The organism is Streptomyces sp. NPDC023573 (assembly GCF_055559735.1).
The window spans coordinates 390553-413102 of the sequence record NZ_JBVHKB010000008.1 but is presented as its reverse complement, the minus strand read 5'-3'; the positions used below and the strand labels follow the sequence as shown (position 1 = coordinate 413102).

The 22550-nt window shown below is 71.3% G+C and carries 22 protein-coding genes, 1 tRNA gene and 1 pseudogene; 14 read left to right on the top strand and 10 right to left on the bottom strand.

All coding sequences use genetic code 11. The features are described 5' to 3' along the window. Positions 1-140: pseudogene (locus ACZ32T_RS26505) on the top strand (MerR family transcriptional regulator); the annotation flags it as partial. 84 nt (positions 141-224) lie between these two features. Here the strand turns inward: ACZ32T_RS26505 and ACZ32T_RS26500 are convergent. After that, positions 225-1427, bottom strand: a complete 1203-nt coding sequence (locus tag ACZ32T_RS26500; RefSeq protein ID WP_467369377.1) for a PP2C family protein-serine/threonine phosphatase — start codon at positions 1425-1427, stop codon at positions 225-227. A gap of 663 nt (positions 1428-2090) precedes the next feature. Here ACZ32T_RS26500 and ACZ32T_RS26495 point away from each other — a divergent pair. Together ACZ32T_RS26495 and ACZ32T_RS26490 are read left to right on the top strand one after the other, a co-directional pair. Further along, positions 2091-2369: an ArsR/SmtB family transcription factor gene (locus ACZ32T_RS26495; RefSeq protein ID WP_467369375.1), complete on the top strand. Its 279-nt coding sequence runs from the start codon at positions 2091-2093 to the stop codon at positions 2367-2369. Positions 2370-2506: 137 nt separating this feature from the next. Beyond that, complete coding sequence (locus tag ACZ32T_RS26490) at positions 2507-3505, top strand: zinc-dependent alcohol dehydrogenase family protein (protein ID WP_467369357.1); 999 nt, start codon at positions 2507-2509, stop codon at positions 3503-3505. Positions 3506-3756: 251 nt separating this feature from the next. On the opposite strand, the gene ACZ32T_RS26485 is transcribed toward ACZ32T_RS26490, so the two are convergent. Then, positions 3757-4491, bottom strand: a complete 735-nt coding sequence (locus tag ACZ32T_RS26485) for a dienelactone hydrolase family protein (protein WP_467369355.1) — start codon at positions 4489-4491, stop codon at positions 3757-3759. 415 nt (positions 4492-4906) lie between these two features. After that, positions 4907-5332 (bottom strand): ASCH domain-containing protein, encoded by a 426-nt coding sequence (locus ACZ32T_RS26480; protein WP_467264458.1) that lies wholly within the window; start codon positions 5330-5332, stop codon positions 4907-4909. 241 nt (positions 5333-5573) lie between these two features. Between ACZ32T_RS26480 and ACZ32T_RS26475 the strand changes: the two genes are divergently transcribed. The 4 genes from ACZ32T_RS26475 to ACZ32T_RS26460 all read left to right on the top strand — a co-directional run bounded on the left by ACZ32T_RS26475 (position 5574) and on the right by ACZ32T_RS26460 (position 9580). Then, the gene (locus tag ACZ32T_RS26475; RefSeq protein WP_467369353.1) at positions 5574-6536 is read left to right on the top strand and encodes a hypothetical protein; all 963 of its coding nucleotides are present in this window, start codon (positions 5574-5576) and stop codon (positions 6534-6536) included. A 62-nt stretch (positions 6537-6598) separates the two neighbouring features. Continuing rightward, entirely contained in the window at positions 6599-8167 is a 1569-nt protein-coding gene (locus tag ACZ32T_RS26470; RefSeq protein WP_467369351.1) for an APC family permease, read from the top strand. Between the two features lie 77 nt (positions 8168-8244). After that, entirely contained in the window at positions 8245-8973 is a 729-nt protein-coding gene (locus ACZ32T_RS26465) for a molybdopterin-dependent oxidoreductase (protein ID WP_467369349.1), read from the top strand. Then, on the top strand, positions 8915-9580 hold the full coding sequence (locus ACZ32T_RS26460) for a cytochrome b/b6 domain-containing protein (protein WP_467264464.1): 666 nt from the start codon (positions 8915-8917) through the stop codon (positions 9578-9580). Before ACZ32T_RS26465 ends, ACZ32T_RS26460 begins: the two co-directional genes overlap by 59 nt. 6 nt (positions 9581-9586) lie before the next feature. Here ACZ32T_RS26460 and ACZ32T_RS26455 read toward each other — a convergent pair whose 3' ends face one another. Together ACZ32T_RS26455 and ACZ32T_RS26450 are read right to left on the bottom strand one after the other, a co-directional pair. Continuing rightward, positions 9587-10984: a GntP family permease gene (locus ACZ32T_RS26455; RefSeq protein ID WP_467264466.1), complete on the bottom strand. Its 1398-nt coding sequence runs from the start codon at positions 10982-10984 to the stop codon at positions 9587-9589. A gap of 11 nt (positions 10985-10995) precedes the next feature. Then, positions 10996-11505 carry a gluconokinase gene (locus ACZ32T_RS26450; RefSeq protein WP_467264468.1) on the bottom strand — a complete coding sequence of 170 codons (510 nt, stop codon included), beginning with the start codon at positions 11503-11505 and terminating at the stop codon, positions 10996-10998. Between the two features lie 144 nt (positions 11506-11649). On the opposite strand from ACZ32T_RS26450, the gene ACZ32T_RS26445 reads away from it, so the two are divergent. The 3 genes from ACZ32T_RS26445 to ACZ32T_RS26435 all read left to right on the top strand — a co-directional run bounded on the left by ACZ32T_RS26445 (position 11650) and on the right by ACZ32T_RS26435 (position 14141). Continuing rightward, entirely contained in the window at positions 11650-12351 is a 702-nt protein-coding gene (locus ACZ32T_RS26445; RefSeq protein WP_467369347.1) for a FadR/GntR family transcriptional regulator, read from the top strand. Between the two features lie 75 nt (positions 12352-12426). Then, positions 12427-13512 carry an S-(hydroxymethyl)mycothiol dehydrogenase gene (locus ACZ32T_RS26440; RefSeq protein WP_467369345.1) on the top strand — a complete coding sequence of 362 codons (1086 nt, stop codon included), beginning with the start codon at positions 12427-12429 and terminating at the stop codon, positions 13510-13512. Further along, positions 13512-14141: an MBL fold metallo-hydrolase gene (locus tag ACZ32T_RS26435; protein WP_467369342.1), complete on the top strand. Its 630-nt coding sequence runs from the start codon at positions 13512-13514 to the stop codon at positions 14139-14141. Before ACZ32T_RS26440 ends, ACZ32T_RS26435 begins: the two co-directional genes overlap by 1 nt. Positions 14142-14153: 12 nt before the next feature. On the opposite strand, the gene ACZ32T_RS26430 is transcribed toward ACZ32T_RS26435, so the two are convergent. Together ACZ32T_RS26430 and ACZ32T_RS26425 are read right to left on the bottom strand one after the other, a co-directional pair. Beyond that, positions 14154-15092 (bottom strand): pseudouridine synthase, encoded by a 939-nt coding sequence (locus tag ACZ32T_RS26430; RefSeq protein ID WP_467369340.1) that lies wholly within the window; start codon positions 15090-15092, stop codon positions 14154-14156. 154 nt (positions 15093-15246) lie between these two features. After that, positions 15247-15334: transfer RNA gene (locus tag ACZ32T_RS26425), tRNA-Leu, on the bottom strand. A gap of 184 nt (positions 15335-15518) precedes the next feature. On the opposite strand from ACZ32T_RS26425, the gene ACZ32T_RS26420 reads away from it, so the two are divergent. The 3 genes from ACZ32T_RS26420 (at position 15519) to ACZ32T_RS26410 (ending at position 18125) form a co-directional block, all read left to right on the top strand. Beyond that, complete coding sequence (locus tag ACZ32T_RS26420; RefSeq protein ID WP_467264477.1) at positions 15519-16853, top strand: M20/M25/M40 family metallo-hydrolase; 1335 nt, start codon at positions 15519-15521, stop codon at positions 16851-16853. Positions 16854-16999: 146 nt separating this feature from the next. Beyond that, positions 17000-17233 carry a chaplin ChpH gene (gene chpH / locus ACZ32T_RS26415; protein ID WP_351283273.1) on the top strand — a complete coding sequence of 78 codons (234 nt, stop codon included), beginning with the start codon at positions 17000-17002 and terminating at the stop codon, positions 17231-17233. Between the two features lie 139 nt (positions 17234-17372). Beyond that, the gene (locus tag ACZ32T_RS26410) at positions 17373-18125 is read left to right on the top strand and encodes a chaplin (protein ID WP_467264479.1); all 753 of its coding nucleotides are present in this window, start codon (positions 17373-17375) and stop codon (positions 18123-18125) included. A gap of 51 nt (positions 18126-18176) precedes the next feature. On the opposite strand, the gene ACZ32T_RS26405 is transcribed toward ACZ32T_RS26410, so the two are convergent. Beyond that, a complete protein-coding gene (locus tag ACZ32T_RS26405; RefSeq protein ID WP_467264481.1) occupies positions 18177-18365 on the bottom strand; it encodes a DUF5703 family protein in 189 nt (62 codons plus the stop codon). A gap of 47 nt (positions 18366-18412) precedes the next feature. On the opposite strand from ACZ32T_RS26405, the gene ACZ32T_RS26400 reads away from it, so the two are divergent. After that, positions 18413-19081 (top strand): hypothetical protein, encoded by a 669-nt coding sequence (locus ACZ32T_RS26400; protein ID WP_467264482.1) that lies wholly within the window; start codon positions 18413-18415, stop codon positions 19079-19081. A 123-nt stretch (positions 19082-19204) separates the two neighbouring features. Here the strand turns inward: ACZ32T_RS26400 and ACZ32T_RS26395 are convergent, their stop codons facing one another. Further along, positions 19205-21442 carry a helix-hairpin-helix domain-containing protein gene (locus ACZ32T_RS26395; RefSeq protein WP_467369337.1) on the bottom strand — a complete coding sequence of 746 codons (2238 nt, stop codon included), beginning with the start codon at positions 21440-21442 and terminating at the stop codon, positions 19205-19207. Continuing rightward, on the bottom strand, positions 21439-22422 hold the full coding sequence (locus ACZ32T_RS26390) for an aldo/keto reductase (protein ID WP_467264486.1): 984 nt from the start codon (positions 22420-22422) through the stop codon (positions 21439-21441). The genes ACZ32T_RS26395 and ACZ32T_RS26390 overlap by 4 nt, the downstream gene beginning before the upstream one ends. Between the last annotated feature and the right edge of the window lie 128 nt (positions 22423-22550).

Here is a 22550-nt window from a genome sequence, read left to right as displayed (position 1 = left end):
GGGAACTCGTCGACAACGGCACCCCGATCGAGGCCGCCTGCCGCATCGTCATCCTCGAGGACCAACTCGAGGAAGCCCAGCGCATCAACGCCGAATACCGCCGCGCCGACGAGCGCTCGACCTCGTCCGCTGCCGGCTGAGACGGCGGGAGAACCGTAACCGGCGCCCCTCATGCCAGCCGCACCGCAGCATCCTCTGGCGGGCGGGAGGGGCGTGCGTCCACTTCACTCCAGCGTGGCGAGGTGGCCTGCCTCGCCACCCCGCCACTCGATGAGGAAGACGGTCGCATCATCACTGGTCTGCCCGCCGCGCTCCTGTTTCAGTGCGCGTGAGAGCCACAGGGCCGCTGAACGCATGCCACCCTCTGCGTCCGCGATACGGTGCACGCACTGGATGAGGCGGTCTTCGCCGAACAGCTCACCGGCGGCATTGCGCTCCTCGATCACACCGTCGGTGTAGCACAGCACCCGGTCGCCCTTGGTGAGCTGGTACTGGCTGACCACGGGCCGGGGGCCGCCGAGGCCCACCGGCAGGGTGGTGGGCCCCTCGAGCTTCTCGACCCGATGCTGTCTGATCAGCAACGGCGGGTGATGTCCCGCGTTGACCCATTGCAACAGGCCGCTAGTGACGTCAAGGGCCATCATCTGGGCCGTGACGAAGTGATCGACCCCGAACTGCGCGGCGATGGCCTCGTCCATGTAGGCATACATCTCGGCAAGGCTCGTCTCCGCGCGCCGAGCGTGACGGTAAGCACCGATGGCCACCGTCGCCATCGCCGCAGCATCCAGGCCATGCCCCATCGCGTCGATCACGGCCGCGTGCAGAACATCATCATTGAGGGCGTAGTCGAAACTGTCGCCGGCGATGTCATAGGCCGGTTCGACCGCACCGCTGACCGAGACCTGAGGCACGGACATGGTCAGAGGCGGCAGCAAGGACCACTGCATCTCCGCCGCAACACTCATCGGCTCACGCCGCCGCGCCTGGAAGAAACGGTCGGTGTAGGAATGCTTGGTGACCAGCATGTCCGCCACCAGCCCCGCAAGTCGGCGCAGCAGCCGCCTGTCATCGTCATCGACAGAATCCAGAGTGAGAGCGATCACCCCGACCTCGTCACTGCCGTCCAGCAACGGCAGATACATGCGAACACCGTCCGTCTCCTCGACCTCAACGGTCTCCGCGCACAGGAACGCCCTGCTGGCCGGGGAATCGCCGATCTCCTCCGGCCCGCGCACATGCAGTCCCCGTCCCGGCAACGGCACCAGGAGATCGCGCGCGTAGTCCTGCAGTAGAACTGACACCTCGCGGCCACCGATCCGGGCCACCTCCTGCGCGATCAACGGAGCGATCAACTGCGGCGGCATCTCATGCGCCCGGTCCAGCAGAACCCCCAGAAGCCGCTCACCGAACCCCTCCGCCCGGTTCATCTCTCCGCGGCCGGGCCGCTGCTCACCTGCTGTCACAGTTGCCTCTCCTGACCGGGCCCGCCGGCAGGCGGCCTTCGCCCTACCTCTCGTGGACGCTGCTCTCCTCCATTGTCTGCGCGTCGCCTTCATCCAACACACTCGTTGCGCGTACTGCGACTCACCGGCCCTCCGGATCACCCCGACGGCACAGGACCGGCCCGCCCGGCCCCGGCGTTGCCCGTGCCCCCGGCCGACACGCAACGGGCCGCGCGAGGGGCCGAGAGGCATGCACTGACCAGGGCAGATGCTCTCCTTGAGTCGGTCTTGTCAACTCATCTGATGCGCGGTATGCGAGAGCTGTCGTCATGCGCATCCCGTCTCGGGAGAGGAGTGACTTCCGATGCTCATGCGAACCGACCCCTTCCGCGAGCTGGACCCGTTCCGTTCGTGGTGGGCTGAGGATGGCGCAGTCAGGGGGCAACCAATGATCACGGATTGTGACCAGCCTGTCCGGGCGTCGTGCCGGCAGAAGGGTGCGGGTCGGTTCCGATCATTACTTTGATGCCAGTCGTAGTATGAATGGGTTGTCGGTATCGCCTTTAGGAGTTGACTGTGGCCCGCCCTCGTACCGCCCGCCGGACAGTGGATCATCCCGACCTTGCCCAGGTGGATCTCCAGCAGGTGATGGAGGCGCTGGTGGATCCGGTGCGCCGGATGGTGGTGTCCCAGCTCGTGCGCAAGGGCGAGGACATGAGCTGTGGCACGTTCGAGGCGCCGGTCTCCATCTCGACGCTCACCCACCACTTCAACGTGCTGCGCGAAGCGGGGGTGATCCGGCAGTACTACGTGGGCGTGACCAAGATGAACTCGCTGCGCGCCGAGGAGATGGAGGAGCGGTTCCCCGGCCTGCTCCCGGCTGTGATCGCGGCCTGCGCGGCGGAGGCCGGTCCGGACGTCGACTGAGAGGTTGAGCCGGCCTCGGGGTACTTACTTCGACGACGGTCAAAATTTGACAGTCATCGAACCTTGGAGCAAGGTGAATGAGGAGGCCGTGCGACACCGGCTTCCCCAGCGCACCGAACCGCACCGAGGAGCCACGCATGAACCGCGTCGTCCGTTTCCATCAGACCGGCGGACCCGAAGTCCTGCATCTGGAGGAGGCCCCCGTGCCCGAGCCCGGGCCGGACGAGGTCCTGATCCGGACCCGGGCGCTGGGTCTGAACCGGGCGGAGTCGATGTTCCGGCTCGGCCGGTACGGCACCGATCCCGTCTTCCCCTCCGGCATCGGCTACGAGGCGGCCGGAGTGGTCGAGGCCCTCGGTGAGGGCGTGCGCGGTCTGAGCGTGGGTGAGCCGGTCAGTGTGGTGCCGTCCTTCGCCATGACCGACTACGGCGTGCACGGGGAGGCGGTTCTCGCCCCCGCCCACGCGGTCGTCGCCCACCCCGAGCGGCTCTCCTTCGAGGAGGCGGCCTCAGTGTGGATGCAGTTCATCACCGCCTACGGCGGCCTGGTCGACCTCGCGGGCGTCCGCCCCGGAGACACCGTCCTGATCTCCGCGGCCTCCAGCAGCGTCGGCCTCGCCGCCATCCAGATCGCCCACAAGGCCGGCGCCCGCGCCGTCGCTCTGACCCGCACCGGCGCCAAGCGCCAGCAGCTCCTGGACGCCGGCGCGGACGAGGTCATCGCCACCGCCGAGGAGGACGTCCCCGCCCGGGTGCGGGAGCTGACCGACGGCCGGGGCGCCCGCATCATCTTCGACCCCGTCGGCGGCACGGCCCTGGCCGACCTCGTCACCGCCGCCGCCCACGAGGCCCACCTCGTCCTCTACGGCGTCCTCGACCGCACACCCACCCCGCTCAACGTCGGTGAGGTCCTCTTCAAGCACCTCACCATCCGGGGGTTCGAACTCTTCGAGATCACCACCGACGACCGGCGACGCGCCGAAGCGGTCGCCTTCGTGGCCGACGGCCTCGCCAAGGGCGAGCTGACCCCCACCATCGACAAGACGTTCCCGCTGGAGGACATCGCCGAGGCACACCGGTACCTGGAGGCCGGCGGACAGGTCGGCAAGATCGTCGTCACCGTTCCCGGCAATTGATCCTCCTCAGCGCGCAACGGCGAGAAGACCCCGGCAACAGCCGCGGTCCTCTCGCCGTTCTGACATGCCTGGTGGAGCCGCCTCGACCTGTTCCGCCCCACACAGCTGAAGTGCGCATGGAGGTGTCCTGTCGCACTACGGCTGTCAGACGGTGGGCCGCTGACGAGCAGGGGTGCCAGGTCGTTCGCGACTGGCCCGCCGTGCCGCCTGCTGGTCTCGGCCGTCTCAGCCCTGGTTTCCGGGCTGGAGCCTCAGCTGTTGGCCAGGGTGCGGTCCAGGAGGGGGAGCAGGCGATCCCAGTGGCGCTTCAGCCCGGAGGCGCTGAAGGCGTCGGTGTCGGACATGGTGAAGCCGTGGGTGGTGCCGGGGTAGATCTCGGAGGTGTAGCCGACACCTGCCGCATCCAGGGCCTGGTTGAGCTCGCCGAGGGCCTCAGGCGTCATGTCGCCCTCGGCGTGGCCGAGGTGGACCTGGGCGGTGAGCTCGGAGAAGAGGCCGGTCCCGTCGACACCCACGGAGCCGTGGAACGCGGCGACGGCCGCCACATGGTCGGGGTGGGCCGCGGCGGTGCGCATGGCGTAGAGGCCGCCGATGCAGTAGCCGGTCACCGCGACCGGTCCGGGGCCGACCTCGGGCCGGCCGGTGAGGAACCTGAGATAGGCGCCGGCGTCGCTCAGGACGCGTTCGGCGGTGTGCGCCTCGATCAGGGGCATCAGCTGGGCGAAGACCGCGGGCCGGACCTCCTCTCCGATGTAATCGGGAAGCTCCACCAGCGGTGCCGGGCCGTGGCGGAAGAAGGAGTTGGGGACGAGCACGTAGTAGCCGTGCCCGGCCAGTTCGCGGGCCATCTCCCGCAGCACGGGCCGGATGCCGAAGCCGTCCGCGTACATCAGCACCCCGGGGTGCCGCTCGCTGTCGTCGGGGAAGGCGGCGAAGGCGTCGGCCTGGCCGTCCGCGGTGGGAATCCGCAGCGTCCTGGTGGGCATGAATGCTCCTGTCGTGGTTGATGTGCAGAGCCTGTGATCAACACGACGGAGGCGGAGCCCGCGCAGCGGCGCAAGAGCCTCGATCGAACAGCGGGCCCGAACTGGCCCGTACGGCGCTCAGAAGAGCCCCGGGTCACCGATCCGTGTGTGGCGCGAGGCCGTCCCGGTATTCATAGCCGCACAGCGTAGCCCACCGGATACGAGCCGACGCCGGCAAGCCAGCCCGAGCGGACGCCTCGATCGGATGAGAACCGACACGCGCCGCATGTGAAACAGTGAGAATCCGACAGCTTCAGTGCGACAGGACGGACGAGACCAGAATCCGCAGAGTGACGGCCCTCGGTATCCACGTCCAGGTGCACGCGGGGGCGCACCGGCGGCCCGGCCGGTCACTCGGCGTTCGGCGGGCGGCCGGTCACTCCAGCCGTTCCACCACCCGGAAGCGCTCCGCCACGATCATCGTGTCGTCGTCCACGGTGAACCCCGGGTCCCCGAGCGCCTCCCGCATCTCCTCGCTGTGCCAGAACGCCTCGTGCCCCGCCCGCCACCCGGCGACCGAGGTGTAGCCCTCGCCCTCGTCCAGCGCGTGCCGCAGCCCGACCGACCCCAGCGGCAGCACCTCCACCTCCGTCAGCTCGACCACGGCGACCTCCCGCCCCGCGGAGTCGATGAGCGCGGACCGCTCGCCCACCGGCGGCAGCTCCTCCCGCTCCGCCTCGTACTCCGCGAGCAGCCCGGAGGTGGAGACCTTCTCGCCCGAGAGCACGGCCGCGACCAGCTGATCGCGCAGCGGCCCGGGGAATGCGAGAAGGAAGGGCTTGAGCGGTTCACGGTTCTCCATGGCGGCAGTGTGGCACGCGTCACCTCTGTCCCACCCGTCACCTCCGCCCGTGCTCGCGAACTGCGTGAATGGTCCAGTCCACCCTCGTGACACGGTCAACTGCGTGCGAAATGCACGCAGTTGGGTCCGGGGCGGCCTTGACTCGGAGCATTGCCTAACGCTTTGCTGTCCGCGATCGTTTGCTCGCACACAGCATCGATATGTGCTCACGTCATGTCGAAGTGGAAAAGGAAACCAGCGGATGTCTCCGCCTCCGCCGCCCCTGGGCCGCTCCCGCCGCAAGGGCGGACGCCCGGACCACGCCTTCGACCTGGCGCTCGACGACAGCGAACTCATCGACGTACGAGGACAGTTCGCCCAGGGCCGCTGGACCCGGGCCCGCTCGCTGCTCGTCGCGACCGGCACCGACTGGGACCGCCGCGGCCACCGGCTCCTCGCCCTCGCCACCGTCCCGTCCGCCGCCGGATGGGCGCGCGACTGGCTGCTCGCCGAGCCGGACAGCCGTGACGCCACGACTCTCCTCGCCTGCGCCACCGTCGCCCGTGCCCAGCGCCCCAAGGCCGGTGCCGGTGAGGCGGCCCGGGCGCGCGAGGCGTGCCTGGCCGCGGCCGCGCTGGATCCGGCCGACCCCACCCCCTGGCTCGCCCTGATGACGCTGGAGCGCACACACGGCACCCACGGCGCGGCCGCCAGGCACTTCGAGGAGATCCGCGCCCGGCATCCCGAACACCACCACGCCCACCACCTCATGACAGCGGGCCTCGCCGAGGCGCACCCGGAGAGCGACCCGCTCCACGAGGTGTACGACTTCGCCGCCTGGGCCGCCGAACAGGCCCCGGCCGACTCGCCGCTCGCCGTACTCCCCGTCGTCGCCCACGCCGAGCGCTACCGCGTCCTGGCCGCGGCCGGCGCCGTGTCCGACGACCCGGCCGCCTCGGGTCACTGGTCGGGGCGCCGGGCCAGACAGGTGATGAAGGCCGCCTTCGACTGGTGGCTCGAATGGGAGCGCGAGGACCACCCCCGACACACCGCCGACCTCAACTTCCTCGCCCACGCCAAGCTCTGCGAGGGCCGCCCCGCCGAGGCCGCCGCGATCTTCCACCGCATCGGCCTCCACGCGACCGAGGCCCCCTGGTCGTACGGGGGCCGCGACCCGTATCCCGCATTCGTCGCCGCGCGCACCCTCGCGCTCGGTGCACCCTGAGGCGCGTCCGCCACACATGTCCGCCCCGCACGTCCGCTATCGAGGAAGGGACCACCCCCGCCATGTCGACGGGCAGAACAGATACGAGCGAGACCGGCACGACCGGGACCGCCGGCACCGGCGGGATCAACACCTACAAGGGCGAGGAGCGCGCGCTGCGCGCCGACCGGCTCGGCACCCCCGGGCTCCTCCTGTCCGTCCTCGCCGCCAGCGCCCCCCTGATGGTCGTCGCCGGGGTGATGCCCACCGTCTTCGGGGTGATGGGCATCGTCGGACAGCCCCTGCTCTACGTCATCCTCGGCATCGTCCTGATGCTGTTCGGGGTGGGCTACGCGGAGATGAGCCGGCACGTCCACAACGCCGGTGCCTTCTACGCGTACATCGCCCGGGGCCTCGGGCCGACGGCCGGCGCGGGCGCCTCGCTCGTCGCGCTGGTCGCCTACAGCGCCATGCAGGTGGGCATCTACGGCATCCTCGGCTTCGAGGTCTCGGGCCTCTTCGCCACGTACCTCGGGATCGACCTCCAGTGGTGGATCCCCGCCTTGGTGGCCGTGGCCGTCGTCGGCGTACTGGGCTGGCTGAAGATCGACCTGAACGCCAAGGTGCTCGGGGTGCTGCTCGTCATCGAGTGCGCCCTCGTGGTGATCTTCGACATCGCTGCCGTCGCCGAGCCGGGCCCCGAGGGACTGTCCCTGCACGCGTTCAACCCGGAGACGCTCACCGGCGCCGGCCTGGGCACCGCGCTCTGCTTCTGCATCGCCGCGTTCGTCGGCTTCGAACAGGCCCCGGTGTACGCCGAGGAGACCAGCCGCCCGCAGATCGTCGTGTCCCGCGTGATGTTCCTGGCCGTCGGCTACGCCGCGCTGTTCCTCGCCGTCAGCTCCTGGGCGCTGACCGTCGCCGCCGGCCCCTCGTCCATCGGGGCCATGTCCCTCGAGCAGGGCCCGGGGATGCTCTTCGGCCTCACCGAGGAGCGGCTCGGCGCCACCTTCACCGACGTCCTGCACGTCCTGTTCGTCACCGGCATGTTCGCCGCGCTGCTCAGCTTCCACAACGTGGTGGCCCGCTACGCCTTCGCCATGGGCCGTGAGGGACTGCTGCCGGCCGGCTTCGGCCGCACCAACAAGGCGAGCGGAGCGCCCGCCACCGGCTCCATGCTCCAGTCCGCGCTCTCCGTCGTGATCGTGCTCGCCTTCGCCCTCACCGACGACCACCCGGCCGGCGACCCCACCGCGCCCGTCCTGCACCTGTTCACCTGGATGGGCAACGTCGGAGCCCTCGGCGTCATCGTGCTGATGGCCGCGGCCTCCTTCGCCGTCATCGCGTTCTTCGTACGGCGCGGCGCCGGCCGGGCCCAGGCGCCCCGGCTCGTCGCCTCCGGACTCGCGGGCCTCGCCCTGCTCGCCATCGCCGTCTTCACCGTCCGGGACTTCGACGTACTGGTCGGCTCCGGCCCCGGCTCGGTGCTGAACTGGCTGCTGCCCGGCGTCATCCTCCTGGCACTCGCCGGAGGCCTGGTCTACGGGGCGGTGCTGCGCCGCACCAGGCCCGAGGTGCATGCCAGGATCGGTCTCGGCAACGAGGCGTTCCAGCTGGAGAAGGCGGCGGAGACAGGCACGGACCCGCGCTGACCCCGCGCTCCTTACGGAAGAGTGACGCGCACCCGCGGCCCCTGGTGACAGGCGTCCGCGGGTGTTCGAATGGGCGGGTGAACAGTCCCCCTCCCGACGAGGGCGGCGGCACGCCCGTCGGCCGCCGTCTGGTCCTGACGATGCTCGGCCTCGGCGCCGCCGGCGTGGTCGCCGCCCCCGTCCTCCTGCGCACCCTGGAGAGCGGGCTGGGCGCCGTCGCCGACAAGGACCCCACCGGCCTCACCGGCCTGCTGCCCAACGGCGGCGGCTTCCGCTACTACTCGGTCGCCACGTCCGTGCCCGAGAAGACCGCCGCCGACTACCGCCTCACCGTGGACGGCATGGTCGACCGCCCGACGACGTACACGCTCGACACCCTGAAGGAACTGCCGCAGACCCGCATGGTCCGCGACGTCCAGTGCGTCACCGGCTGGCGGGTGCCCGAGACCCCGTTCGAAGGCGTCAGGCTCTCGGCGCTGCTGGACGCGGCAGGGGTACGGCCCGGGGCGAAGGCGATCCGCTTCACCTGCTTCGACGGCGCCTACAGCGAGAGCCTCACGCTCGGACAGGCCCGCCGCCCGGACGTCCTGGTCGCCACGCGGATGCAGGACAAGCCGCTGGCCCACTCCCACGGCGGCCCGGTCCGGCTCTACGTGGCCCCGATGTACTTCTACAAGTCGGCGAAATGGCTCTCCGGGATCACCGTCACCGACTCCGTACGCCCCGGATACTGGGAGGAGCTCGGCTATGACGTCGACGCCTGGGTCGGCCGGTCCAACGGCCGCGACGACGCCCCCACCGTCTGAACCCTCCCCGGGGATCCGGCGTTTCACCACCGCCGAGCGCTGGGTGCACCGCACCACGGCCTGGCTGACACTGACGTGCGTCGCCACGGCCGCCTGTCTGTACGTCCCCCAGCTCGCCGAACTCGTCGGCCGCCGGCACCTCGTGGTCACCGTGCACGAATGGTCCGGGCTGCTCGTGCCCGTACCGCTGCTGGCCGGGCTCGTCTCCCGGGCGCTGCGCGCCGACCTCTCCCGGCTCAACCGGTTCGGGCCGCACGACCGGCAGTGGCTGCGGGCCGCCCTGCGCCGCGACCGCACGCCCGGTTCACGGCCGGCCGGGAAGTTCAACGCGGGCCAGAAGCTCTACGCCGGGTGGATCGCGGGCGCCGTCCTCGTGATGCTGGGCACCGGGCTGCTGATGTGGTTCACCGGCCTCGCCCCGCTGGCGTGGCGCACGGGCGCGACCTTCGTCCACGACTGGCTGGCCCTGGCGATCGGCATCGTCCTCGCCGGGCACATGGCGAAGGCGCTCGCCGACCCGGAGGCACGCCGTGGCATGCGCACCGGGTCGGTCGAGCGCCTCTGGGCCCGTTCCGAGCACCCGCTGTGGCGGGAACCGGAGAAGTGAGGCCGGCTACAACACGAGCGACAGCAGCAGGATGAAGCCCAGCGAGACGACGGAGATGATCGTCTCCATCACCGACCAGGTCTTGATCGTCTGCGGGACGTCCATGCCGAAGTACTCCTTCACCAGCCAGAACCCCGCGTCGTTGACGTGGCTGAAGAAGAGCGAACCCGCGCCGACCGCGAGGACGAGCAGCGCGACGTGCGAGGTCGACAGGTCGGCGGCGAGGGGGGCGACCAGACCGGCCGCGGAGATCGTGGCCACGGTCGCCGAGCCCGTCGCCAGCCGGATCGCGACGGCGATCAGCCAGCCGAGGAGCAGGGCGGGGATCGACCAGTTCTCGGAGAACTCCAGGATCATCTGGCCCACACCGGCGTCGATGAGGGTCTGCTTGAACCCGCCGCCGGCGCCCACGATCAGCAGGATGCCGGCGATCGGGGCGAGCGACTTCTCGACGGTGGCGGAGAGGCGGCCCTTGGTGAACCCGGCCGCACGGCCCAGGGTGAACATGCCGACGATCACGGCTGCGAGCAGCGCGATCAGCGGCGAGCCGATGACGTCGGTGACCCGCTGGACGTGGTTCTCCGGGTCGTCCACCACGATGTCGACGAGCGCCTTGATCAGCATCAGCACGACGGGCAGCAGGATCGTCGCCAGCGTCGCACCGAAGCTGGGCCGACGGTCCAGGTCCTCGGACGGGCGCTGCGGGATCATCTTCTCCGGCGCCTCGATGTCCACCCAGCGGGCGGCGTAGCGGGAGAAGACCGGACCCGCGATGATCACGGTGGGGATGGCCACCAGCACACCGAGGGCCAGCGTGACACCCAGGTTGGCGCCCAGCGCGTCGATCGCGACCAGCGGGCCGGGGTGCGGGGGGATCAGCCCGTGCATCACGGAGAGGCCGGCGAGCGCGGGGATGCCGATGCGCATCAGCGAGTAGTTGCCGCGCTTGGCGACCAGCAGCACCACCGGAATCATCAGCACGATTCCGACCTCGAAGAAGAGCGGAAGCCCGATGATCGAGGCGATCAGCACCATCGCCCACGGCATCGCACGCCCGCTCGCCTTCGCGAGGATCGTGTCGACGATCTGGTCGGCGCCGCCCGAATCGGCGAGCAGCTTGCCCAGGATGGCGCCCAGGGCGATCAGGACACCGACACCCGCGACGGTCGAACCGAGGCCCGCGGTGAAGCTCGCGATGGTCTTCGCGGGGTTGGCCCCGGCGAAGGAGCCGAGCGCCAGCGAGCCGATGGTCAACGCGAGGAACGCGTGCATCTTGAACTTGGTGATGAGCAGGACGATGACGGCGATGCCCGCCAGTACGGCGATGCCCAGCTGTGCGTTACCGGCCGAAGTGATCGGTTCGACGGCGTCCGCTGCCAGCATCTCGACGCTGAGACTGGTCACGGTGGTGATCCTTAGTTCGCGAGCCGGCGCAGCGCGGCGACGGCCCGGTCGGTGATTTCCTGGGGGGTGCCGGACACGTCGACGGCGACGCCCGCCTCGTCCTCCTGCAGCGGCTGCAGGGTGGCGAACTGGGAGTCGAGCAGCGCGGTCGGCATGAAGTGGCCCTTGCGGTCCGCCATACGGTGTTCGATGAGGGACCGGTCGCCGGTCAGATGCAGGAAGACCGCACCGGGAGCCTCGGCCCGCAGCCGGTCGCGGTAGGAGCGCTTGAGCGCGGAGCTGCTGACGACGCCACCGAGCTCCGCCCGGCTGTGCGCCCACTGCCCGATCGCGTCCAGCCACGGCCAGCGGTCGTCGTCGTCCAGGGGCGTGCCGGCGGACATCTTGGCGATGTTGGCCGGCGGGTGGAAGTCGTCGCCCTCGGCATAGGGGACGCCCAGGGCGTCCGCGAGCAGGGGGCCGATCGTGGTCTTGCCGGTCCCTGCTACGCCCATCACCACAACGACGTGGGGGGTGCTCATTGGTGCCTCGCTGTCTTCTTCGACATCGGTCCGCGACATCGGTCCGTCGCGCTACTGAAACCCATTACATACGACTTATTCAAGTGGCTGTGACGTAAACGTCGTACTTTTTGTTCCCCCAGGCCGCCCCGTAGGGTTGTGGGCATGACCACACCTGCCCAGGGGCTCCATACGCATGTGCTGGACACCCTGGGCCTGGAGATCGCGGCGGGGGAGTGTCCGCCCGGCCAGGTCCTGCGCACCGACGAGCTGGCCCAGCGCTTCGACGTGTCACGCACGGTCGTACGTGAAGTGGTCCGCGTCCTGGAATCCATGCACCTGGTCGAGTCCCGGCGCCGGGTCGGGGTGACCGTGCGGCCCACCGAGGAGTGGAACGTCTACGACCCCCAGGTCATCCGCTGGCGGCTCGCCGGCTCCGACCGGCCCCGGCAACTGCGCTCCCTCACCGTGCTGCGGTCCGCCGTCGAACCCGTCGCCGCGGGCCTGGCAGCCCGTAACGCCACCGCCGAACAGTGCGCCGCGCTCACGGAGTGTGCCCTCGGCATGGTCGCGACCTCGCGAGGCCAGCAGCTGGAGGGCTACCTCCGGCACGACACCGCCTTCCACCGCGTCATCCTCAACGCCTCCGGCAACGAGATGTTCGCGCGGCTCGGCGACGTCGTCGCGGAGGTCCTGGCCGGCCGGACCCACCACCAGGTCATGTTCGAGGACCCGGACCCCGCCGCCGTCACGCTCCACGTCCGGCTCGCCGAAGCCGTACGCGAGGGTGACGCCGAGGGTGCCGAACGGCTGACCAAGGAGATCGCGGTCGGCGCGCTCCACGAACTGGACGTACTGGCCCCATGAGCGGCCCCCCGCCCGGGTACGGTGGGCGGGTTCGATCTTCGGAATGACGGGGCAGTCGGGATGGGAGACCACGGCATGGCGCAGCAGGTACAAGGGGTCATCGCACCGGGGAAGAACGAGCCGGTGCGCGTCGAGACGATCCTGGTGCCGGACCCCGGCCCCGGCGAGGCCGTGGTCAAGGTCCAGGCGTGCGGCGTCTGCCACACCGACCTGCACTACAAGCAGGGCGGCATCAACGACGACTTCCCCTTCCTGCTCGGCCACGAGGCCGCGGGCGTCGTGGAGTCCGTCGGCGACGGCGTCACCGACGTCGAGCCGGGCGACTTCGTCGTCCTCAACTGGCGTGCGGTCTGCGGCCAGTGCCGCGCCTGTCTGCGCGGCCGCCCCTGGCACTGCTTCGACACCCACAACGCCAAGCAGAAGATGACCCTCCTGGACGGCACCGAGCTCTCGCCCGCGCTCGGTATCGGCGCGTTCGCGGAGAAGACCCTCGTCGCCGCCGGCCAGTGCACCAAGGTCGACCCCGAGGTGTCCCCGGCCGTCGCCGGCCTGCTCGGCTGCGGAGTCATGGCGGGCATCGGCGCCGCCATCAACACCGGTCAGGTCGGCCGCGGCGACTCCGTGGCCGTCATCGGCTGCGGTGGCGTCGGCGACGCGGCGATCGCCGGTGCCCGTCTCGCGGGAGCGGCGAGGATCATCGCGGTCGACATCGACGACCGCAAGCTGGAGACGGCGAAGAAGATGGGCGCCACCCACACCGTCAACTCCCGCTCCGACGACCCCGTCGAGGCCATCCGCGCACTGACCGACGGCAACGGCGCCGACGTCGTGATCGAGGCGGTCGGCCGCCCGGAGACGTACAAGCAGGCCTTCTACGCCCGCGACCTCGCCGGTACCGTCGTCCTCGTCGGCGTGCCCACGCCGGAGATGCAGCTCGAACTCCCGCTCCTCGACGTGTTCGGCCGCGGCGGTTCCCTCAAGTCCTCCTGGTACGGCGACTGTCTGCCCTCGCGCGACTTCCCCATGCTCATCGACCTGCACCAGCAGGGCCGCCTGGACCTGGGCGCCTTCGTCACCGAGACCATCCAGCTCGGCGAGATCGAGCAGGCCTTCGCCCGGATGCACGACGGAGACGTCCTGCGCTCGGTGGTGGTCCTCTGATGGCCGCCCGCATCGACCACCTGGTCACCTCCGGCACCTTCGCCCTCGACGGCGGCGAGTGGGACGTCGACAACAACGTCTGGATCGTCGGCGACGACACCGAGGCCGTCGTCATCGACGCGGCACACGACGCCGCGGCGATCGAGGCGGCACTCGGCGGCCGTACGCTGCGCGCGATCATCTGCACCCACGCGCACAACGACCACATCGACGCGGCCCCCGCCCTCGCCGACGCGACCGGCGCGCCGGTCCTGCTGCACCCCGACGACCTCGAGCTGTGGCGGCAGACACACCCGGACCGGACCCCCGACGCCGAACTGGCCGACGGCCAGGAGCTGGAGATCGCCGGGGTCCGCCTGAAGGTCCTGCACACCCCGGGCCACGCCCCGGGAGCGGTCTGCCTGTACGCCCAGGAGCTGGACACCGTCTTCACCGGCGACACCCTCTTCCAGGGCGGCCCCGGCGCCACCGGACGGTCCTTCTCGCACTTCCCGACGATCATCGACTCGATCAGGGACCGGCTGTTCGCTCTCCCCCCGGAGACCGCGGTCCGCACCGGACACGGGGACTCCACGACCATCGGCGCGGAGGCCCCGCAGCTGGAGGACTGGATCAATCGCGGCCACTGACGCGGCGGGGGCTCACCGCTCCGGCCACGCGGAGAGCCGCAGCCCGCTCTCGAAGCGGTGCGGCTCACCCGTGACCGGGTCGGTGAACTCCAGCACTCTCGCGAGCAGCTGCAGGGGACGCGTGTAGTCCGCGAGCTCCGGCTCGGGCTCCACCACCGGATAGACCGGATCGTTCACCAACGGCAGCCGCAGCGCGTTCATATGGACCCGCAGCTGATGGGTGCGGCCGGTCGCCGGCACCAGGCGGTAGCGGCCGAAGGCGCCCCGGTGCCCGAGGAGTTCGATCCTGCTCTCGCTGTTCGCGGCCCCCGGCTCCTCGCGTGCGGCGATGACCCCGCGCTCCTTCACGATCCGGCTCCGCACGGTGCGCGGGAGCGTGAGATCCGGATCGTACGGAGCCACCGCCTCGTACTCCTTGCGTACCAGCCGGTCGCGGAACAGCGTCTGGTACGCGCCCCGGTCCCCGGCCCTCACGACACAGAGCACCAGACCCGCCGTAAGCCGGTCCAGCCGGTGCGCGGGCTGCAGCTCCGGCAGACCCAGTTCCCGGCGCAGCCGGGCGACCAGGGTCTCGGTGACATGCCGGCCGCGCGGCGTCGTGGCGAGGAAGTGCGGCTTGTCCGCGATCACGAGGTGCTCGTCCCGGTGCACCACCCCGACCGGGAACGGCACCGGCTCCTCCGGTGCGAAATCCCGGTGGAACCAGAGGTGGCGCCCGGTCGTGTACGGCTCGTCAGCCCGCACCGCACCGCCGTCAGCCCCGACGAACCTGCCCTCCGCCAGCATGGTGTCCACCCGTCCGGCGCCGACCGCCTCCGCGAACCGGTCCCGCAGATGGTCCGCGACGGTCGCCCAGACCCCCGCCGGATCCGCCGGGAGCCGCACCCGCACCGGGTCGACGCCCGAGCGCTGGGGGAGCGGGGCGGCGGGAGGCTTCGCCCGTCCTCTCATCGCGTCGGTCCTTGTCGCCGGAGGGATCCTTGTCGCCGGAGAGCCCGGAAAGGACGGGCAGGGCCCGCCGCCACCCCGTCGTACAGGCTGTCGGCAGACGCTCGTGCCCTGCTGGACATGCGAAAACCCCCAGGGTGACCTGGGGGTTCTCCGCTGGTGTCCGAGGGGGGACTTGAACCCCCACGCCCGATAAAGGGCACTAGCACCTCAAGCTAGCGCGTCTGCCATTCCGCCACCCGGACAAGGTGTCTGTCTCGCGGGCTCCTGGCCCGTTCCGACGTGGAAAACCATAGCAAACATTCGAGGGTGCTCGATCACGCCCCTGTCCTGTGAAAGGCGCGTGACGAGGGCCGGGCGGTCTTGGGCAGGCGGGGCGGGCGCGCGAGGATGAGGGGGAGCACCACCGCGACAGTGGAAGGAAGCAGCGTGAGCGAGACCAACACGGCCCGGACCGGCATCGGCGAGAGGGCCGAGAACGAGGTCGTGGACCTCTGTCGTGACCTGATCCGGATCGACACCAGCAATTACGGCGACCACTCCGGCCCCGGAGAGCGGGCGGCCGCCGAGTACGTCGCCGAGAAGCTCGCCGAGGTCGGGCTGGAGCCGAAGATCTTCGAGTCCCACAAGGGCCGTGCCTCCACCGTGGCCCGGATCGAGGGCGAGGACCCCTCCAGGCCCGCACTGCTGATCCACGGGCACACCGACGTCGTGCCGGCCAACGCGGCGGACTGGACGCACGACCCGTTCTCCGGCGAGATCGCGGACGGCTGCGTGTGGGGACGCGGCGCGGTCGACATGAAGGACATGGACGCGATGACCCTCGCGGTCGTGCGCGACCGCATGCGCAGCGGCCGCAAGCCCCCGCGCGACATCGTGCTGGCGTTCCTGGCCGACGAGGAGGCGGGCGGCACGTACGGGGCGCGCCACCTCGTCGACAACCACAGGGACCTCTTCGACGGCGTCACCGAGGCGATCGGTGAGGTCGGCGGCTTCTCCTTCACCGTCAACGAGAACCTGCGCCTCTATCTGGTGGAGACGGCGCAGAAGGGCATGCACTGGATGCGGCTCACCGTGGACGGCACCGCCGGCCACGGCTCCATGACCAACGACGACAACGCCATCACCGAGCTCTGCGAGGCCGTGGGCCGGCTGGGCCGGCACAAGTGGCCGGTCCGGGTGACCAAGACCGTACGGTCCTTCCTCGACGAGCTGTCCGACGCGCTGGGCACCCCGCTCGACCCGGAGGACATGGAGGCGACGCTCGCCAAGCTCGGCGGGATCGCCAAGATGGTCGGCGCCACCCTGCGGAACTCCGCCGCCCCCACCATGCTCGGCGCAGGCTACAAGGTGAACGTGATCCCCGGACAGGCAACCGCCCATGTGGACGGGCGCTTCCTGCCCGGTTACGAGGAGGAGTTCCTGGCCGACCTCGACCGGATCCTCGGGCCCCGGGTCAGGCGCGAGGACGTCCACGGCGACAAGGCCCTGGAGACGAGCTTCGACGGGTCCCTGGTGGACGCGATCCAGCTCGCCCTCAAGGCCGAGGACCCGATCGCCCGTGCCGTGCCCTACATGCTGTCCGGCGGCACCGACGCGAAGTCCTTCGACGATCTCGGCATCCGCTGCTTCGGCTTCGCCCCGCTGAAACTGCCGCCGGAGCTGGACTTCGCGGGCATGTTCCACGGGGTGGACGAGCGGGTGCCCGTGGACGGCCTGAAGTTCGGCGCGCGGGTGCTCGACCGCTTCATCGACCACTCCTGAGCCCGTCGGACAACCGAATTCGCCTGCCTGTACGCACCTCACTTGAAAGGGTGAAAGGCCTCGTGCACTCGTAGCCCCCTCACTCCCTCCTCGTTACAAGTGATGCGGTCCGCGGCTGGGACCGCACTTGTCAAACAGGAGGAATAATGATCAAGAAGGTCGTCGCAATCGCGGCTGCTACCGGTGGTCTCGTGCTCGCGGGTGCGGGTATGGCTTCCGCCGACGCCGGAGCCCAGGGTGCCGCTATCGGCAGCCCCGGCGTGCTCTCGGGCAACGTCGTTCAGGTGCCGGTCCACGTTCCGGTGAACGTGTGCGGCAACACGATCAACGTGATCGGGCTGCTGAACCCCGCCTTCGGCAACACCTGCGTCAACGCGTGACGATGCGCGTCAACCCGTAAGGGTGTGAGTCCGGTCGGCCTCGGGGTGCGCGCCATGCACCCCGGGGCCACTGGGCATTCGGCCCCCAGCACGGCTGTGTCCGGGGCATTTCGGTAGGCAGAAGGCAGGAAGACAACCTATGCGACAGGTCACACGTAAAGGCCTGATCACCATGGCAGCGGCGGGCGGAGTGCTCGCGCTCGGCGGCGGTTACGCGCACGCCGACGCGGGAGCGGCCGGCGCCGCGTCGAATTCACCGGGAGTGCTCTCGGGGAACTCGATCCAGGTCCCGATCGATGTACCCGTCAACGTGTGCGGAAACTCCGTGGACGTCGGCGGTCTGCTCAATCCCACGAGCGGAAACGACTGCGGAAACGGCACGTCCCGGTCCGGCCACGCGCACACCTCCGAGGACGGTGCCTCGTCCGGTCAGGGCTCCGGGAGCCGGGCGTCCGGGCACGAAGAGGCGAGCGACAGCGGGGCGGGAACGGGCAGGCACCGTGCCTCCGGCACCTCGGCCCAGGCGGTGACGGAGGGATCCCCCGGGTTCCTCTCCGGCAACCAGGTGCAGGCGCCGGTGGAGATCCCGCTGAACGTCTGCGGCAACAGCGTCACCGTCGGCGGCCTGCTCAACCCGGTCTTCGGCAACGGCTGCGAGAACGACACGGAGACGGTCCCGCCTCCCGTCGTGCCGCAGACGCCGCACACCCCGGAGAAGCCGGTCACGCCGGACGCCCCTCCGGCTCCCGAGACCCAGCTGGTGGCGGGCGAGCAGCTCGCACAGACCGGCGGGGGCGGGCTCGACCTGCTCATCCCGGCGAGCGCGGGCATGCTGCTCGCAGGTGCGGGCACGGTCCTGTACCGGCGTTCGCGGGGCGCCGCGCAGCGGTAGCGCGACAGCGGTCCGACGAGCGGGTTCCGCGCACGCGGGACCCGCTCCGTCCTACCAGGTGGGCCGGAGCTGGCGGATGATGCGGCGGCGCAGCCGCACCCGTCGGCTGCCGTCACGGCGCAGCGTCAGCCGGTCCATTTCCCAGTGCCCGTACTCGGCATGGTCGGTCAGCAGTCGGGCCGCCTCCTTGCGGGAGACCCCGCGCGGCACGTACACGTCGATGAATTCGTATTCCGGCATCGCATCTATTGTGCGGGCAGACCCCCGGTACGGATAGCGTCTGTCCTATGTCTGATGCTGCGCAGCCCACCGCTGCCGAGGTACGCGCCGCCGCCGATGCCGTCAAAACCGCGCTCGACCGCCACCTCCAGGCAGTCGAACGCCGTACCGGGGACGACGATCCCGCCGTCTACGACGCGTTCAACGCACTGGCCGCCGCGGCCGAGGTCTACGACGAACTGCTCTACGACCGCCATGACGAGGTCACTCCCTTCGAGATTCCGGCCGCGCAGGACTCCCTCCCGCCCTACGCGGGCCCGGAGGAGCCGCACGCCGTCAGCGTGCTGATCAGGCGCGACTACGCGGTGGCGGAGCCCGCGCGGCTGCTCGCCCAGGCCCAGCGGCTCGCCGACCTCGATCCGGACGGACAGGACGGGGGCGCCGACGCCGTGGCGGCCGCCGGCGCCGGTGTGCATGCCGCGCTCGGAGTGGTGTTCGGCGAGTACGAGGCGGACGAAATCGCTTCCCGGCACAAGGAGTTCGGCCTGGAGGAGGGGGACTCCACCCTCTGGGTCTCCGCCGTGGAGGAGCTCTCCGAGCCGGGGGAGTGGCTCGGGGCGCCGTTCGACGAGGCCGATCCCGCGATGGTGGTCTGCCGCTTCGACGTCAGCTCGGTCTTCGACGAGGAGGACGAGCTGGACGGGGACCCGGACGACATCGTCCCGGACCGCGCCTGACTCCACCCTCCGCCGGCCCCGGCGCGCAGCGCACCGGGGCCGGCGTCCGGCGTCCGGGGCCCTGCGAGGCGTCCGGGCACCACGGACGCCGCACAGGCCCGTCCCGGGGCCCGGGGTACTGGCCTACGAGGCGTCCGGAGTCGGCAGTGCCTCCAGCAGGGGCCGCAGCCGGGTCGTCCGCTCCTGGGCGGGCACCTCGGCCACCGCGCGCGGCAGGGCCTGGTCCACGCCGTGCACCACGGACAGGTGCCGCTCCCCACGGCTGAACGCCGTGTACACCCAGGGCCTGCTGAGCCCCTTCGCGGCGTCGCCGGGCAGGACGACGACAGCGGCGGGCCAGCGCATCCCGGCCGCCTGGTGGGCGCTGAGCGCCCAGCCGTGGCGTACGGACGTCTCCACCCGGTCCTGCGGCACGACGACGGGTGTCCCCGCGCAGTCCAGGTGCAGGCCCTCGGCGTCGGCCGAGACGACCGAGCCGGGCACCGCCCTGCCGGGTGAAGGGACGTGGACCACGCGGTCGCCGGGGTCGAAGCCGCCGAACCGGCCGGGCCCGGGATTGAGCCGCTGCTTGAGCGCGGCGTTCAGCGCGGTCGTGCCCGCCGAGCCGCCGTGCCCCACGGTGATCACCTGGGTGTCGGAGGAGGGCACGCCGAGGGCGCGCGGCACCGAGTCGGCCACCAGCTGCACCGTGCGGTGGACGGCCTCACCCGCGTCCCGCACGGGAACGATCACCACTTCCTTGCCGGGCGCCTCCACCTCGGCGAGCTCCCCGGCCCCGATGCCGGAGACCAGCTCGCCGATCGGCCCGGGGTCAGGCGTGCGCGAGACCACGTGCGGACAGGCCCGGGCCGCGATGACATCGGCGAAGACCCGGCCCGCACCGGCCGACCCGAGCACTCCCGGGTCGCCGCTCAGGATCAGCCGCGTCCCGTCGGCGAGGGACTCCACCAGCATCGCGGCCGTCTCCACGTCGAGCTGCGGGGCGTCCAGCACCACCAGCACGTCGAGGGCGAACGCACCGTCCGCGTCCCGTCCGGGACCGCCCTCGCCGGAGAGCAGCGAGGAGAGCGTGACTGCGGAGCCCGGGTCACCGGCCGCGGCCGCCAGCCTGCGCCTGCCGTCCTCGCTGTGGGTGGTACCCAGGGCTCGCAGCCCCAGGCCGTGCGCGGCGGTGAGCAGGGCGGCGGGCTCGGCCCGGGCGGTCTCGCCCCCGCTGTGGGCGACCAGGCCCGCGGTCGCGGCGGCCCGGATCAGCTCGCCCGCCGAAGGGGACGGGGCGGCGGCAGCGGCATCCGTCCAGTCGGCGCCCTTCTCACAGGTGTTGACGAGACGTGCGAGCCCGTCGGCGAGGCTCTCCTCGGCCAGGGCGTACCGGTCGAGGCCCAGCAGCACCGTGACCGGCTCCTCGTCCCCAGCCGCTCCGTCCTCGGGCGTCTCCCCGGCCTCCCCGGTGTCCGCGGGCTCCGTGGAGTCGTCGTCGGCCTCGCCGTCCTGGAAGACCAGCACGACGCCCTCGGCGGCGGCCCGCCGGACGGCCTCCGCCGGATCGGTCACCGCGAACCCGGCGAGTGCCGTCCGCACCTCGTCGGCGTCCATCGCGGTGTGGCCCCGCAGAGCCGCCCGCTCCAGCAGCCAGCCCACCAGGGCCGCCGTGCGCCGCTCGTCGTCGGGCCCGCACCCGGCGCCCAGCAGCGCCCGTGCGAAGCCGTCCGCCTGCTCGGGCCGCACGCCGGGCACGGAGAGCAGCTGCCACGGGTCCTCCCGGAGATGACCCGCGGCCCCTTCGCCGAGCGTGGCGGCGGCAGGCCCTGCCAGGGCCCCGGGGGCCCCGCCCTCGGTGAGCACCTCACCGACCGAGGCGGCGGCCTCGGGGGACGCGGCCCGGTGAGCCTGCCGCTCCGGGGCGGGGGAGGGCCGCACGGGCGCGGCCGGGGCGGGGGCCGCCCGGCGGGGTGCGGGCGCCGACGCGGGCGAGTCGAAGAAGGCGGTGCCCGGCTTCTCGCCGCTCTCCACCGCGCGGACCGCGGCGAGCAGATCCGCCGCCGGCCCGCTCAGCTTGGCGCCCGCGGTGATCGGCGCCTCCTTCTCGGCCTTGCGCCGCTCGATGCGCTCGCGCAGCTCGCGCTGTGCGGCCAGCTCCGCCTCCGCCTCCGAGAGGGCGGGCGCGGAAGCCCCGGGAGCCTGCTCCAGGTCCTGTGCGTCCTCCGTGCCGTCCGCCCCGTCGTCCGCCGTCTCAGCGCTCCCGGCGCCGCCCTCGTCGGGCGTGCCGGGCGCGTCGGCGGCCTGGGGCACGGCGTCCTCGACGGCCTCGTGGTCCTCGGCCGCGGGGTCCGGGGATTCTCCCCGGGGATGCGCAGTCACAGCGTGCTCCAGTCCTGGTCGGGATAGCGGTGCACGGGCGCCGACACATCGTCGAGCGCCTGGCAGATCTCGTCAGGAAGACTAAGCGCCTCCACTGACAACGCCTCGGTCAGCTGCTGCGCGTTGCGCGCGCCGACGACGGGAGCCACCACCCCCGGGCGGTCCCGCACCCAGGCGAGCGCGACCTGGAGAGGCGTCGTGGCGAGGCCGTCGGCGGCCGTGGCCACCGCGTCCACGATCCTGCCCGCCGCCTCGTCGAGGTACGGCTCGACGAAGGGGGCCAGCTGCTCGGAGGCCCCGCGTGAGCCGGACGGCGTGCCGGTGCGGTACTTGCCGGTCAGCACGCCCCGGCCCAGCGGGGACGACGGCAGCAGCCCCACCCCGAGGTCCAGCGCCGCGGGCAGCACCTCCCGCTCGACGCCCCGCTGCAGCAGCGAGTACTCCATCTGCGTGGACGCCAGCCGGGTGCGCAGCCCCGGCGCGGCGAGCTGCCAGGTCGCCGCCTTGGCCAGCTGCCAGCCGCTGAAGTTGGACACTCCGCCGTACCGGACGCGCCCCGAGGACACCGCAAGGTCCAGTGCCTGCAAGGTCTCGTCCAGCGGTGTCACGGGGTCGAAGGCGTGGATCTGCCACAGGTCGACATAATCCGTCCCGAGCCGCCGCAGCGACGCGTCGAGCGCGGCCAGCAGATGCCCGCGCGATCCGTCGAAGCGGCGACAGGGGTCGGGCACGCTGCCCGCCTTGGTCGCGACGACCAGGTCCTGCCGCGGCACCAGACTGTCCAGAAGGCGGCCCAGCAGGTATTCGGCCTCCCCGCCGCCGTAGACGTCGGCGGTGTCGACGAGGGTGCCGCCCGCGTCCCAGAAGACCTTGAGCTGGTCCGCGGCGTCGTGTTCGTCGGTGTCCCGGCCCCAGGTGAGGGTGCCCAGCCCGATCCGGGACACACGAAGGCCGGTACGGCCGAGATGCCTCTGCTCCATGGGCGCTGAGATTACTGGCCAAGGCACCACGGGGTGGAGGCCTGTGGACAACCGTGGTCCCCGGGCGAGCCTGTTCGGATTCGTGCGCCCCGCGCTAGAGTCCGGGACACAGGAACGTTACTGATCAG